The sequence below is a fragment of the Streptomyces sp. 3N207 genome (genome assembly GCF_052246355.1).
In the GTDB taxonomy this organism is placed as follows: Bacteria; Actinomycetota; Actinomycetes; order Streptomycetales; family Streptomycetaceae; genus Streptomyces.
In genome coordinates this window covers 192,737-205,456 of record NZ_JBQQBV010000014.1, presented here as the reverse complement: position 1 = coordinate 205,456, position 12,720 = coordinate 192,737, and the positions used below count along the sequence as shown (strand labels likewise).

At 70.8% G+C, this 12,720-nt stretch carries 13 protein-coding genes, 1 tRNA gene and 1 pseudogene; 11 read left to right on the top strand and 4 right to left on the bottom strand.

The genetic code is table 11. The features are described 5' to 3' along the window. The first annotated feature begins 34 nt into the window (after nt 1-34). The 6 genes and pseudogenes from moaC (at nt 35) to ACTWP9_RS22705 (ending at nt 4,444) form a co-directional block, all read left to right on the top strand. Nucleotides 35-541 carry a cyclic pyranopterin monophosphate synthase MoaC gene (moaC, locus tag ACTWP9_RS22730; protein WP_443248073.1) on the top strand — a complete coding sequence of 169 codons (507 nt, stop codon included), beginning with the start codon at nt 35-37 and terminating at the stop codon, nt 539-541. Next, entirely contained in the window at nt 538-1,200 is a 663-nt protein-coding gene (locus ACTWP9_RS22725) for a MogA/MoaB family molybdenum cofactor biosynthesis protein (protein ID WP_443248072.1), read from the top strand. The genes moaC and ACTWP9_RS22725 overlap by 4 nt, the downstream gene beginning before the upstream one ends. Beyond that, entirely contained in the window at nt 1,197-1,826 is a 630-nt protein-coding gene (locus tag ACTWP9_RS22720; RefSeq protein ID WP_443248095.1) for a GNAT family N-acetyltransferase, read from the top strand. Before ACTWP9_RS22725 ends, ACTWP9_RS22720 begins: the two co-directional genes overlap by 4 nt. A gap of 182 nt (nt 1,827-2,008) precedes the next feature. Further along, nucleotides 2,009-3,532, top strand: coding sequence for a hypothetical protein (locus ACTWP9_RS22715; RefSeq protein ID WP_443248071.1), 1,524 nt, complete (start codon nt 2,009-2,011; stop codon nt 3,530-3,532). A gap of 72 nt (nt 3,533-3,604) precedes the next feature. Beyond that, nucleotides 3,605-3,678, top strand: a tRNA-Ala gene (locus tag ACTWP9_RS22710). Between the two features lie 149 nt (nt 3,679-3,827). Beyond that, nucleotides 3,828-4,444, top strand: a pseudogene (locus ACTWP9_RS22705) (helix-turn-helix domain-containing protein). A gap of 35 nt (nt 4,445-4,479) precedes the next feature. Here the strand turns inward: ACTWP9_RS22705 and ACTWP9_RS22700 are convergent. Further along, nucleotides 4,480-5,322 (bottom strand): DUF2637 domain-containing protein, encoded by an 843-nt coding sequence (locus tag ACTWP9_RS22700; protein WP_443248070.1) that lies wholly within the window; start codon nt 5,320-5,322, stop codon nt 4,480-4,482. Between the two features lie 445 nt (nt 5,323-5,767). Between ACTWP9_RS22700 and ACTWP9_RS22695 the strand changes: the two genes are divergently transcribed. Continuing rightward, the gene (locus ACTWP9_RS22695; protein WP_443248069.1) at nt 5,768-7,003 is read left to right on the top strand and encodes a macrolide family glycosyltransferase; all 1,236 of its coding nucleotides are present in this window, start codon (nt 5,768-5,770) and stop codon (nt 7,001-7,003) included. 44 nt (nt 7,004-7,047) lie between these two features. Here the strand turns inward: ACTWP9_RS22695 and ACTWP9_RS22690 are convergent, their stop codons facing one another. Both ACTWP9_RS22690 and ACTWP9_RS22685 read right to left on the bottom strand, forming a co-directional pair. Continuing rightward, nucleotides 7,048-7,368 carry a hypothetical protein gene (locus ACTWP9_RS22690; protein WP_443248068.1) on the bottom strand — a complete coding sequence of 107 codons (321 nt, stop codon included), beginning with the start codon at nt 7,366-7,368 and terminating at the stop codon, nt 7,048-7,050. After that, nucleotides 7,365-8,306, bottom strand: coding sequence for a LysR family transcriptional regulator (locus ACTWP9_RS22685; protein WP_443248067.1), 942 nt, complete (start codon nt 8,304-8,306; stop codon nt 7,365-7,367). The genes ACTWP9_RS22690 and ACTWP9_RS22685 overlap by 4 nt, the downstream gene beginning before the upstream one ends. A gap of 127 nt (nt 8,307-8,433) precedes the next feature. Between ACTWP9_RS22685 and ACTWP9_RS22680 the strand changes: the two genes are divergently transcribed. Genes ACTWP9_RS22680 through ACTWP9_RS22670 form a run of 3 tightly spaced genes read left to right on the top strand, consistent with a single transcriptional unit; the run spans nt 8,434 to nt 11,333 of the window. Continuing rightward, nucleotides 8,434-9,099: a maleylpyruvate isomerase family mycothiol-dependent enzyme gene (locus tag ACTWP9_RS22680; protein WP_443248066.1), complete on the top strand. Its 666-nt coding sequence runs from the start codon at nt 8,434-8,436 to the stop codon at nt 9,097-9,099. Between the two features lie 38 nt (nt 9,100-9,137). Next, complete coding sequence (locus tag ACTWP9_RS22675; protein WP_443248065.1) at nt 9,138-10,067, top strand: putative RNA methyltransferase; 930 nt, start codon at nt 9,138-9,140, stop codon at nt 10,065-10,067. Between the two features lie 45 nt (nt 10,068-10,112). Continuing rightward, complete coding sequence (locus tag ACTWP9_RS22670; RefSeq protein ID WP_443248064.1) at nt 10,113-11,333, top strand: serine hydrolase domain-containing protein; 1,221 nt, start codon at nt 10,113-10,115, stop codon at nt 11,331-11,333. Between the two features lie 61 nt (nt 11,334-11,394). On the opposite strand, the gene ACTWP9_RS22665 is transcribed toward ACTWP9_RS22670, so the two are convergent. Continuing rightward, nucleotides 11,395-11,772: a MerR family transcriptional regulator gene (locus ACTWP9_RS22665; protein WP_443248063.1), complete on the bottom strand. Its 378-nt coding sequence runs from the start codon at nt 11,770-11,772 to the stop codon at nt 11,395-11,397. A 92-nt stretch (nt 11,773-11,864) separates the two neighbouring features. On the opposite strand from ACTWP9_RS22665, the gene ACTWP9_RS22660 reads away from it, so the two are divergent. Next, complete coding sequence (locus tag ACTWP9_RS22660; protein WP_443248062.1) at nt 11,865-12,701, top strand: alpha/beta fold hydrolase; 837 nt, start codon at nt 11,865-11,867, stop codon at nt 12,699-12,701. The last annotated feature ends 19 nt before the right edge of the window (nt 12,702-12,720 follow it).

The window sequence follows — 12,720 nt, the reverse complement described above, 5'->3', positions numbered from 1 at the left end:
CCGTGTCTGGGCACAGCACAGGACCGGGAGAACCATGACCAGCCCCCAGCAGCACCTCACCCACGTCGACGCGTCCGGGGCCGCGCGGATGGTCGACGTGTCCGAGAAGGACGTCACTGCCAGGACGGCCCGCGCCACCGGACGCGTGCTCGTCTCGCCGCAGGTCGTCGCACTGCTCAGGGGCGAGGGCATGCCCAAGGGAGACGCCTTGGCCACCGCCCGGATCGCGGGGATCATGGGCGCCAAGAAGACCCCCGAACTCATCCCTCTGTGCCACCCTCTCGCCGTCTCCGGCGTCAAGGTCGACCTGACGGTCGCCGACGACGCTGTCGAGATCGCGGCCCGGGTGAAGACCACCGACCGCACCGGCGTCGAGATGGAAGCGCTCACAGCGGTTACGGTCGCCGCTCTGACGGTCATCGACATGGTGAAGGCAGTCGACAAGTCGGCAGCCATCACGGATGTCAGGGTGGAGGAGAAGACCGGCGGCAAGTCAGGAGACTGGACGCGCCGGCCGCTCGCCGACGAGGAGGGCGCATGAGCGGTCCCGAGCAGCAGGAAGCCGGGCGGCACCCGCACAGCCACGGGTCCCCACAGTCCCCGCACAGCCACCGGGAACCCGGCTCCGGCACCAGTCTCGGTCCCGTTCACGGTGCTCCGGGCGCCAGGCCGCCCTACCGTGCCCTCGCCGTGACGGCGTCCAACCGCGCCTCCGCGGGGGTCTACGCCGACAAGGGCGGGCCACTGCTCGTGGAGGGCCTGAGTGCCCTCGGATTCGCCGCAGACGGGCCACGGGTGGTCCCGGACGGTGAGCCCGTCCGTAAGGCGCTGGAGGAGGCCGTGGAGGCGGGCTACGCCGTCGTCCTGACAACGGGCGGCACCGGCATCTCCCCGACCGACCGGACCCCCGAGGTGACCCGCGACGTCCTGGACTACGAGATCCCGGGCATCCCCGAGGCCATTCGAGCCGAGGGCATGGCAAAAGTGCCCACCGCGGCGCTCTCGCGCGGTGTCGCCGGTGTCGCGGGCCGAACGCTGATCGTCAACCTTCCGGGCTCCACGGGTGGCGTCAAAGACGGACTGGCGGTCCTTACCCGGCTGCTGCCGCACGCCGTCGACCAGATCCACGGGGGCGACCACCCCGCCGAGCCGGACACCTCCCACCGGTCCGGCGTCCCTAGAGGGGACGACCCCCGCTGAACGCACCGTGGCCGGCCGAGCTGGCGGACGGTCCCACGGCCCTCCGCCCCATAAAGCTGCGCGACCAACGGGCCTGGCGTGAGGTCAACCAGCGCAACCGCGACTGGCTGCGCCCCTGGGAGGCCACGATCCCGCCCGCGCCCCCCGGCCACCTGCCGCCGCGTCGCCCCACGTTCCGCCAGATGGTGCGGCATCTGCGGACCGAGGCACAGGCCGGCCGGATGCTTCCCTTTGTCGTTGAGCACGAGGGAAGACTTGCCGGACAGCTGACCGTGGCGGGCATCACCTGGGGCTCCATGTGCTCCGGGCATATCGGCTACTGGATCGACCGTGCGGTAGCGGGGCGCGGTGTGATGCCCACTGCAGTGGCACTCGCAGTGGACCACTGTTTCCGTACCGTAGGACTGCACCGCGTGGAAGTGTGCATCCGCCCGGAGAACCTCCCCAGTCGCCGTGTGGTGGAAAAGCTTGGCTTCAGGGAAGAAGGCACCCGCCCGCGCTATCTCCACATCGACGGCGCCTGGCGCGACCACCTGGTGTTCGCGCTGACTGCGGAGGAGGTCCCGGAGGGACTGCTGACCCGCTGGCATCGGTCGCAGCCCGGCCGCTCGACAGAAATAAAATAAACGTTCGAATTGTGGGTTGTCCGGATAGCCTCAGGTGGCCGGCCCTTCACCGGCCATTTATCGGCCATTTCCACTTAGCCCGGACGAGCAGTCACAAAAAAAGCTCGAGGGATCAGCCAGATCGTGCGACACACCGGGCTATTTGGCAGATGGGCTCAAGCAATCCCCTCTACCGTGTGAGGGTGAGCAGCAGTGGCCTCATCTACGCAGTCATCGTCGGGGCCTGGGCCGCCTACTTGGTGCCGATGTGGCTTCGCCGACAGGACGAGCTGAACGAAGCCCGTCCGACGGAACGCTTCAGCACCGCCATCCGGCTGCTGTCCGGCAAGGCCGGCATGGAGCGCCGTTACGCGAGAGAAGCGGAGCGGCGCCGGGCGCGCGAGGGGTGGGCAGCGGACGATCCGTACGCGCGGAAGGCGGGAGCCGAACCCGGCCGGCCCAGCGCGCACGGCGACGACGGCTACGAAGATGACGTGTACGGGAGCGACCCGGACGCCGTCACCGAGCAGGCGGTGGACGTCCGGGCCTTCGCCGACCCCAAGACCATGGTCAGCGCCCCAGTTGCCGAAGCGCCGACCGAAGTGCACGCTCACCGCACGTCGGACCGCGCCGCACGGCCCGCGCCCCACGGCAGCCGGAACGGCCACGACGGTCGTTCTGCCGCGCACGGGGGCCCGGACGCCGCACACAGCGCCCCTGGCGGTGCGCACAGTGGTCCAGGTGATGTGGAGCGTCCCGGGCAGGCTCAAGCCGGGCAGCCGGAGTCGGAGGATGCCGCCCAGCCCGGACGGGACCACCCCGGGGCCGCCGCGGACGGTGCGGGTGCGCCGCGTGTGCAGAGCGCCGAGGCGCGTGCTGCTGCGCTGGAGGGCAGACGCGCCAAGCAGGCCAAGCGCGCCAAGCTGCTGGCCCGACGGCGGCGTACGACGATGCTGCTGTTCCTCGCCTTCACCGTCGGCACCGTCATCGCGGCTGTCCGTGGACTCGCCCTGCTGTGGGTGCCCGCCATCCCCGCCGTCCTGCTGAGCACCTACATCGTCTATCTGCGCGCCCAGGAGCGGCGCCGTTTCGCCTTCACCATGGACCGGCGCCAGGCCGAGGCAGCAGCGCGCAGTCTGCACGCCCAGCGGCCGCGCGGCGGCGCCACGGGCGCATCCGGCCGCCGCCGGGCCGCGGCACGGGAGGCAGACACCGAGCCCCGCCTCGCCGCCGGCGCCGCGCAGGGGACGGGCCGCGAAGGCCGACGGGATACTGCGCCGCCCGAGCGGGAGCGCGGCAGCGCCCACCCGGAAGCGCACCGTGAGGACCGTACGGACGCCCGGCGGGAAGCCCGCGCCCACGTGGAGCAGCAGGAGGCCGCCGAACGGCGCGCCCTGGTCGAGCAGACCGACCACGCGGAGTGGGTCGACCAGCAGCGAGCCCGGGACCGCGACTCCTCCGAGGGCGAAGGCTGGGACCCCGTACCGGTACCGTTGCCCACCTACGTGAGCGCCCCGGTCGCCCCCCGCGCAACGCGCGGTGTCGACCTGGAGGCCCCGGACGCGTGGAGCTCCGCCCGCTCCAGCACCGCCCACGTCGCCGAGCCGCAGTCCGCGGAAGGAGAGACCGACGGGCCCTCCCATTCCCGCCGCGCCTCCGACCGGGACCGGACGCCCCTCTTCGACCAGTACGAGGACGAGGACCGCCCCCGCGCCGCCAACGAATGACCGCCCCATGACCAGCGAAGTAACGGATTTCCTCCCGCCCCGACGAGGATGCTAAAGTTTCATCCGTCGCAAGGGCCTGTAGCGCAGTCCGGTAGCGCATCTCGTTCGCAACGAGAGGGTCAGGGGTTCAAATCCCCTCAGGTCCACAGCGCAGCACGTCAGAGCCCCCGCCGGGGATTTCCGGTGGGGGCTCTTTCTGTGTTTGGGAGGCGCCAGAGGTTGCCGGTGCAGTCGTCGCCGTGCAGGAGGTGGTCGGGGGTTGTGAGGTCTTCCTCGTCGAGGTAGGGGCCAACTGGTGGCGCAGGCGGGTGGAGAGGGAGTCGAGAGCCGTCTGTTGGTCGGCCAGGTCGGCCCGCGGCTCAAGGGGCTGCGTATCCGGCGCGCTGTCACCCTGGCCGCGCTCGCGCGGGCGACCGGTATTCCAGGAGCACCGTCTCCGGGCTGGAGTCCGGCAGCGGCGCCCCAGTCCGGAGCCGCTGCTGCCGCTCGCGGAGGCCCACCAGGTGCCGCTGGATGAGCTGGTCGGCGCGCCTGAGGTCGGCGATCCGCGGGTGCGTCTCGAGCCGCAGCGGGTCAATGGCAATACAGTGCTGCCGTTGACCCGTCAGACGGGACGCAACAGGCGTTCAAAATGGTGTTGCCGGCTGACCGTTCCGAGCCCGAACTGTGGGCTCACGAGGGCTATGAGTGGCTGTACGTCCTCTCGGGGCGACTGCGACTGGCCGAGCATGAGTTGGTGCTGGGCCGGGTGAGGTCGGCGAGTTCGACACCAGGCTGCCGCACTGGTTCGGCAGCCTGGAGGGGGACTCGTCGAAATGCTCAGCCCTTTTCGGCCGCCAGGGGGAGCGCACGCACATCCGGGCGCAGCCCCGTCGTGACGATACTGCCGGCCGGAGCGGTCAACCGGGTTGACCACTTGCAGGGGCGCCCCGGCCGGCTGTCGGTCGTCAGCCCGCCGAACGGTGGCGGCTGGACCCGTGGGGCGGACGGGCGTGCCGGGAGGGGGCCGCGGGTACCGGCGGGAGGTCGAGCTGCCGGACGAGCTGGTGGAAGCAGAGCAGCGCCGTGATGGGCGGCAGACCGGCCACGGCGATGCCCGCGGGGGTGGGCGGCGCGTCGGCGACGCACAGCAGCGAGGCGACGGCGGCGAAGAAGAGCACGACGAGCCAGGAGTGCACGGTGCGGCGGCGGTAGGCACGGGTGCGCAGGATGGAGAGCGTGGCCGCGACCCAGGGTGCGTAGATCAGCAGCGGCCAGGCGTGCGCGACGCTCGGGGGAGCGGACTCCTGGGCCAGGCCGTAGAGCGACGGATAGGACGCCTTGGCGCCCAGAAAGCTGACCAGCACCACGATCAGTGCGGTGAGCGTGACCGAGAGGGCGCTGAGAATTCGCCGCCAGCTCAGTTCCTCCCGGCTCTTCTGCTTCACACGCTCCAGGGGACGTTCCTTGCGGTGCCTCGCTCGAGTGAGCGCGCCAGGAGAGTCCGCGAATCTCTGCTGTTCGACCGTGTCGAGGAAGTGGGCGAGTTCCGCGTCCAGGTCCGCATGCTCCGTCTGTTCGCCGCGCTCGCCGCGCTCGGGGTGCGGTGAGACGAAGCGGGTCAGTCCGAGGGTTCCCGTGTCGGAGGGGTCGGTGAGGCCCAGACGCGCAGCAGTTTCGTTCCTGGCTGTGGAGGCGCCGCAGGTGTGGGCCGAGTGCACGTCCGGTTCGGCCGGTTGTCTCGGCCAGGGGAGGCCGGTGTCCGGATCAGGGGGTGCGTAGGACGTGTACGTGTGCGACGTCTCGGTCAAGACTGAACTCTCTTCTCTGCGGGCAGGTTCAGACGACTGTGTCGAGACCGGTCCCGCACGCGCACGACGCATCCGGTGGTGACCGACGGCGCGCAGCCCTGTGTCGTCCGCGATGACCAGCGCCAGGGGCGGATGCCGGGGATGACCGTCTCGGGTACAACCCCGTCAACGAATACTCCAGCCAGCGGAAACTCCTGTTCGCAGTACTCAGACTTATGAGCATGCGGTTTTCACGAGGTATGTAACTCGTTGGTGAGACACCGAGATGTCGGTACGCTGTGCGGCATGTACTTTCACCAGATCTACGGCTGACGCGCGCGAGGCGGCGCCCCGCCTCACTTCCGCGCACCGGTTGCACGTGCACGCCGGTCCGTTGAGCGTGTCCTCTTTCGCCGCAGGTTTTCGCCGACAGTGCGAACCGTAGATCTGGAACGGAAAATCACCCATGCCTCGTGCATTCCGAACGGCCCTTGATTCCCGCCCCATTGACCGCCCCGCGCATATCGCGATGGTCGGTATTCCCGCAGTCAGTCATGTGCTGCCGAGCCTGGAGATCATCCGGGAGCTGGTCGCCCGTGGCCACCGGGTGACGTATGCCAACGACCCGGCAGTTGCCGAACACGTCGCTTCCACGGGCGCCGAGCTGGTGCCGTACACGTCCGGGCTGCCGGTCGTGGACAACAACTGGCCGGACGATCCGATCGCCGCCATGGAGATCTTCCTGGACGACGCGATCGCCGTCCTGCCCCGGCTGCGGGCCGCCTACGACCAGGACCGGCCCGATCTCTATCTGTACGACATCGGTGCCCTGGCGACCCGTGCGCTGGCCGAGGGGCAGGGCCGGCCCGTCCTGCAGCTCTCGCCCACGTTCGTGGCCTGGGACGGCTACCAGGAGGAGGTCGGGTCGCAGGTGTGGGGGCTGCCGGGCGCCGACTCCTACCGGGCCAAGTGCGCCTCATGGCTGGCCGGTTGCGGGGCGGCGACGACGGACGTCGATGCCTATCTGGGCCTGCCGCCACGGGCGCTGGCGATGATCCCGCGTGTGATGCAGCCCAACGCCGAGCGGGTGGACACCGACCGCGTCACCTTCGTCGGCCCCTGCTTCGGTGAGCCCCGAGCCGACGGGCCCAGGGCCCGTGGGACATGGCAGCGCCCGGCGGGCGCCGAGCGGGTGCTGCTGGTCTCGCTGGGCTCCGCGTACACCAGGCAGCCCGAGTTCTACCGGCGCTGTCTGGCGGCCTTTGGCGGACTGCCGGGCTGGCATGTGGTTCTGCAGATCGGCAAATACACCGACCCGGCGGAGCTGGGGGAGATCCCCGGGAATGTGGAAGTGTGCTCCTGGGTACCGCAGTTGGCCATCCTGGAGCAGGCCGACGCGTTCGTCACGCACGCGGGGATGGGTGGCAGCGCCGAAGGGCTCCTCACCGGGACGCCGATGATCGCCGTGCCGCAGGGTGCCGAGCAGTTCGAGAACGCCGACCGTCTGGTCTCCCTCGGGGTCGCACGCCGCATCGACACCGAGGAGGCGAGCCCGGAGCTGCTGCGCGAGGCGTTGGGCGCGCTCAGTAGCGATCCGGAGGTTGCCCGGCGCTGCGCCCGGCTGAGCGCTGAATCGCGCGCTGAGGGCGGTACGCAGCGCGCTGTGGAACTCATCGAGCAGTACGGCGGGTTCGCCGCCTGACGGCCCGCTGGGCGGCTTTGCAAGGCCGTCCGGCGCAGATGCCCTCATCTGCGCCAGGGCAGGTTTTCGACCTGGTCGATCCGACCTGCCGCCAGCAGTGAGAACAGCCGCAGGACCTCCTCTCGGGGAACGTCGCGCAGGGCGCCGGGGGCGGGACCGTCGTCGTCCCCGGCGTCCGCGATCAGCTCCCACCACAGCAGACCGTCGCGGAAGGCGCTGAGCGTCCACCCGGACTCATGGGACAGCGATATGTCCGGGTGCTCCTCGTCGGCCTGGGCGTCCAGGCTGTCGAGGGCGTGCCGTATGGCTGCTTCGTCGGGCTCGTCGATGCTGTCGCCCATGACGGTGGTGAGGAAGTACGTCATGCACTCCATTCAGCCAGGGCGTCACTGTCGTCGTCCTTCCGGGGCACGCTGAGGACGGTGCGCAGCCGGGTCAGCAGGGCGCGGGCGGCCGGGCCGGCCGGGCCGCCGGTGCGCCAGGTGAGGCCGATCCGCGCCCGCGGCTGAGGCGTCAGGTGCAGCGTCCGCAGCCCGAGTGCGGCGGCCGTGTCCGGCGGTATGGCGGGTACGACGGCGGCTCCCAGTCCGCGGGCCGCAAGCCGGGCGAGGAGGGGCGGGGCGGCGGCCTCGAAGGCTACGCGGGGACGGAACCCGGCCTCCGCGCAGGCGCGTTCGAGCACGCCGCGCAGGCCCGTGCCGCGCGGGAGGCTGATCAGGGCGCGGCCGCGCAGTGCCGCCACCGGCAGGGGCCCGTCGCCGTGGGCCAGCAGCGGGTCGTCGGGGGCGACGGCGACGGCGACGGGCTCGTCGATCACGATCTCGGCGGTGGTGCCCTCGGGCGGGTGCTCGTCCGCCAGGCCCAGCACGCCGATGTCGAGCTCGCCCCGGAGCAGCGCCTGGAGCATGCGCTCCGAGGTGTCCTCGGTGAGGGCGATATCGACCCGCGGGTGCTCGCTGTGGAAGTCGGCCAGTACGGAGGCGATGTCGAACTGTCCGGTCGCGCCGGAGACCAGTCCGACAGCGACATGGCCGCGCAGCAGCCCCGTGAACGCGTCCGCGCTGTGCCGCACGTTCTCGACGGCCTCCAGCGCCGCCCTGGCGTACGGCAGCACCGCCTCACCGACCTCGGTCGCCGTCACCGAACGCCCCGTACGGTCCAGGAGCGGGTGGCCCAGCTCCCGTTCGAGCTGCCGGATGCGTGCGCTGACGCCGGGCTGGGCCAGATGGAGGCGTTCGGCGGCCCTGGTGAAGCTGCGCTCCTCCACCACGGCGACGAAGAACTGAAGCTGCCGCAGATCCATGTCCGGCAGCCTAGCCAGTGCCATAACCGTTGCTTCTGGCTGCTAGAAGGGCCTTCTCTTGGACTTATGGGCCGCTCCGCGGACACCCTGGGGAGATCACCGCAGAATGCTGCACAGGGAGCGGCCAATGGACATCAAGCAGGCGATAGCAGCCGAACGCACGGAGCTGGCCGAGCTGTTGGACGGACTGGCGGAAGCCGACTGGGAAGCGCCCTCCCTGTGCGCGGGGTGGCGGGTGCGGGAGGTGGCGGCACATATGTCGGCCGGGTTCCGCACGTCCCGCTCGCAGATGCTGCGCGAACTGCTGCGGGCCCGCGGCAACCTGCACCGGATGACCGACCACTGTGCGCGCAGGGACGCCGCTGCGATGAGCACGGCCCGGATTGCGGCTGCGCTGCGGGACAACGCTCATCATCCCTGGAAGCCTCCGGTGGGCGGCCTCCCGGCGGCGCTGGGGCACGACGTGGTGCACGGGCTGGACATCACTGTCGCGCTCGGCCACGGGCGGCGCGTTCCGCAGCAGCGGATCCGCGTACTGCTGGACACGGTCACGCCCAGGAGCCTGAAGTTCTTCGGCGCCGATCTGGAGGGCGTCGCACTGCGCGCCGAGGACCTCGACTGGTCGTACGGCACGGGTACGCCGGTGTCAGGGGCGGCGCAGGATCTGCTGCTGGTCACCTTCGGGCGCAGAGTGCCCGCCGGCCGGCTGCGCGGTGAGGCGGCGGACCGGTTCACCGCGGGCCTGGTCCGGGCCGCCGCTCCGGAAGGCGGGGACGGGGCGGCGCGGCGGTAGCCTGGGGGCTCCCTCCCGCCGCCCGAGGAAGCTGCCCCGTGTCCGAACCACCCGCCACGCGCCCCGGTTCCGTACGCCGCGATCCGGTGCACACCGGGCCCTGGGAGGCGCTGACGAGGGTGGTGCGGTGCCCCGTCTGCCGGGACGGTCTCGAAGTGGCCGAGCGGTCGCTGCGCTGCCCGCAGCGGCATACGTTCGACATCGCGCGGCAGGGGTACGTGAGTCTGCTCTCGGGCGCCAAGCGCACCATGAACGCCGACAGCGCGGCGATGGTGCAGGCCCGCACGGCGTTCCTGGAGGCAGGGCACTATGCGCCGCTGACCCGGGAACTCGCCCGGATCGCGGCCTCGCCGGAAGTGCGCGGAGAGAGCGAGGACGGCACTGTGCTGGACGCCGGTGCGGGCACCGGGCACTACCTCGCCGCCGTCCTGGAGGCGCTGCCGGGCGCTGTGGGACTCGCGCTGGACGCGTCACCGTACGCGCTGCGCCGCGCCGCGCGGGCGCACCCGCGTGCGGGGGCGGCCAGCTGGGACGTATGGCGGCCGTTTCCGGTACGGGACGCGTGCGTGGACGTCGTGCTCAATGTCTTCGCACCGCGCAACGGTGCGGAGTTCCACCGGGTGCTGAGGCCCCGTGGAGCGCTGCTGGTGGTCACTCCGACCGAGCGGCATCTGCGCGAACTGCGTGACCGGCTCGGGCTGCTGGAGGTCGATCCGGACAAGGAGGAGCGCCTGGAGCGCACACTGTCCGGTCATTTCGTACGGGAGCGAACCGAGGCACTGGAGTACACCGTCGAGCTGTCCGGACAGGACGTGGAAAACCTCGCCGCCATGGGACCGTCCGCGCGGCACGTCGAACCGGAGGAGCTGCACGCGCGCGTTGCCGGGCTGGGTGCGCCGGTGGGGGTGACGGCATCCTTCGGGATCTCGGTGTACCGGGCACACCGAAAGGCAGAGCCCAGGGTCTGACTTTCGCTGGTACCGCGGCGGTTCGGCCGTCCCTAGCCTCCCGGCATGCAATCAGCGAACGACCGCCTCGGCGGTAACAGGAAAAGCCGTGCCACCCGCGCCACTGCCGTCGCCCTGGCGCTGGTCACAGTGCTCGGAGCAGGTGCCACCGCCAGTGCCGCGTACGCCGCCCCGGCAGCCGCCCGGGCGGGAGCGGGCGGGCACGCTGCCACCCAGGACGCGCTCCGGGCCGTAGTGGAGGAGGACGGGCTGCCGGGCGTCGCCGCGGAGGCCAGGGACGAGCGGGGACGGTGGTTCGGCTCCGCCGGATACGCGGACACCCGCACACACCGCGAACGGTCGCAGGCGGAGCACTTCCGTGCCGCGAGCATCACCAAGGTGTTCATCGCCACCCTCATGCTGCAACTGGAGGAGGAGGGAAGGCTCGACCTGGACGACACCGTGGAGAAGTGGCTGCCGGGTGTGGTGCGTGGCCACGGGAACGACGGCCGCAAGATCCGACTGCGGCAGCTGCTCAATCACACCAGTGGGCTGAACAACTACAGCGACGACCCAAAGTTCGCCCACCGCACGTCCGGGCCGGGCTTTCCCGAGCACCGGTACGACACCTACCGTCCCGGGGATCTGGTCGCCCTCTCGATGAAGCGGGCACCGCACGGCGCACCTGGTACGCCCTGGTACAGCAACACCAACTATGTGCTCGCCGGGATGGTCCTGGAGAAAGCGACGGGGCGTACGTACGCACACGAGGCCGAGCGGCGCATAGTCCGGCCCCTGGGGCTGCGCAACACCTCGTTCCCCGGGACCCGGGCCCGGATGCCGCGGCCCCACCCTGTCGGCTACTCGCGGCTCCACCAGAAGGAGCCCGACGCCCCCATCGTCGACGCCACCGAACAGAACATGTCCTTCCTCGGGGCGGCGGGAGAGGTGATCTCCACGACGGGTGACCTGAACACCTTCTTCGGGGCTCTGCTCAAGGGCGAACTGCTGGGGCAGGACGCGATGCGGCAGATGCTCACCACAGTGCCGTCCGAGGCCGACGAATTCGGCTACGGGCTCGGCATCGAGTCCGCCACCCTGTCGTGCGGTGTGACAGTGGTGGGGAAGACCGGCCGCACCAACGGCTCCCTGTCCGGACTGGTCAGCACGGAGGACGGCCGGCATCAGCTGGCCTTCAACATCAACGGTGACTGGCAGGGCGACGCATCCGGCTACCTGGGCGTCATCGACGCGGAATTCTGCGGAAAGGGCGGCGCCGAAAGCTAGCGGGACGCCTCGAAGCGGGCCGAGCGGGCCAGGCCGTACGGACGCGGACCGAGCCGCCGCGCTATGCGGGCGCTCCGGTCTTGAGGTGCTCAGGAGTGGCGGCCAGGACGTTGTCGAGCAGGCCGCGAGAGGTGTGCAGGGCCTCGATCTCCGCGGTCATCCGGTCCCGCTGGGCGAGCAACTGAGCGACGAGGTCGGGGCAGGTCGGCACCAGGCTGTCCCCCTCGTCGCGCAGGCACGGCAGGATCTGCGCGATCATCGTGGTCGACAGCCCCGCCGTCAGCAGACAGCGCACCCTGCGCACTGTGTCGACGTCCGCCTCGCTGTACTCGCGGTAGCCGCTGGGCAGCCGCTGAGGGCTCAGCAGACCCTGCTTCTCGTAGTAGCGCAGCAGTCGCTCGTGGACGCCGGTGCGGCGCACCATCTCCTTCATGCGCATGGAGGTCGTCTCCTCAAGGATCGCGCCGTGGTCGCCCGGTCTCCGGCATCGGCTTGACTCTGACACTGATGTCGGAGTTTAGCTTCCCGTGCATGACCAAGGCGCACACAGCGGCAGCTGCCGCATCCTCGTCCCGTATCGACTCCTCCTCCCTCGATGTGCACGTACAGGGCAGCGGACCGGCGCTGCTGCTCGCGCACGGGGCGGGAGGAGGGATCGAGCCCAACTTCGGCTACGTGCTGGAGGACTTGGCGTCCGACCACACACTGGTCGGACCGCACTACCCGGGTGCCGGTGCCTCGCCTCTCACAGGGGGCCCGCTCGACCTCGACGCACTGGTGGACGCCGTCGTGGAGGCGGCCGTCGCGCGCGGGCACGAGCGGTTCATGCTGCTGGGAGAGTCCCTGGGATCGGCGGTCTCCATACGGGCAGCAGCCCGGTACCCGGAGCGGGTGACAGGGCTCGTGCTGACGGCCGGGTTCGCTGTGGCCGACTCGGCCCTGTCGTTCGCCGCCGAGCTCATCACCCGGTTCGGGCGGGCGGGGGAGTGGGACGCGGTGGCGCGGATCGCCATGCAGTCAGCGCTGCTCGACGACGAGCTGAACCAGCTCACCGCCGAGGCACTGGAGGCCGCTGTCGCGGCGACACGTGAGGGCCTGCCGCCAGGCATGGTGGACCACTTCGATCTGGTGCGCAGGGTCGACGTACGCGGCGACCTCGCGGGTATCTCCGTACCCACCCTGGTGGCGATGCCCACGGGTGACCGTCTCGTCCTTCCCGACTGCTCCCGGCAGCTGGCTGCGGCCATCCCCGGTGCCGCCCTGGTGGAGATTCCGGGCGGCGCGCACGTCCTGGGCGAGCGGCACCGCAAGCTGTGGCTCGGGCAGGTGCGGGAGTTCCTGGCAGGGCTGCCGGAAGCAGTGCAGTAGCCGCTCAGCAGCCGCGTCG

Coding starts and splice junctions, on each gene's coding strand:
- ACTWP9_RS22660 (WP_443248062.1), top strand. CDS start 11,865: ATGACCAAGGCGCACACAGCGGCAGCTGCCGCATCCTCGTCCCGTATC.
- moaC (WP_443248073.1), top strand. CDS start 35: ATGACCAGCCCCCAGCAGCACCTCACCCACGTCGACGCGTCCGGGGCC.
- ACTWP9_RS22695 (WP_443248069.1), top strand. CDS start 5,768: ATGCCTCGTGCATTCCGAACGGCCCTTGATTCCCGCCCCATTGACCGC.
- ACTWP9_RS22680 (WP_443248066.1), top strand. CDS start 8,434: ATGGACATCAAGCAGGCGATAGCAGCCGAACGCACGGAGCTGGCCGAG.
- ACTWP9_RS22670 (WP_443248064.1), top strand. CDS start 10,113: ATGCAATCAGCGAACGACCGCCTCGGCGGTAACAGGAAAAGCCGTGCC.
- ACTWP9_RS22725 (WP_443248072.1), top strand. CDS start 538: ATGAGCGGTCCCGAGCAGCAGGAAGCCGGGCGGCACCCGCACAGCCAC.
- ACTWP9_RS22665 (WP_443248063.1), bottom strand. CDS start 11,772: ATGCGCATGAAGGAGATGGTGCGCCGCACCGGCGTCCACGAGCGACTG.
- ACTWP9_RS22690 (WP_443248068.1), bottom strand. CDS start 7,368: ATGACGTACTTCCTCACCACCGTCATGGGCGACAGCATCGACGAGCCC.
- ACTWP9_RS22685 (WP_443248067.1), bottom strand. CDS start 8,306: ATGGATCTGCGGCAGCTTCAGTTCTTCGTCGCCGTGGTGGAGGAGCGC.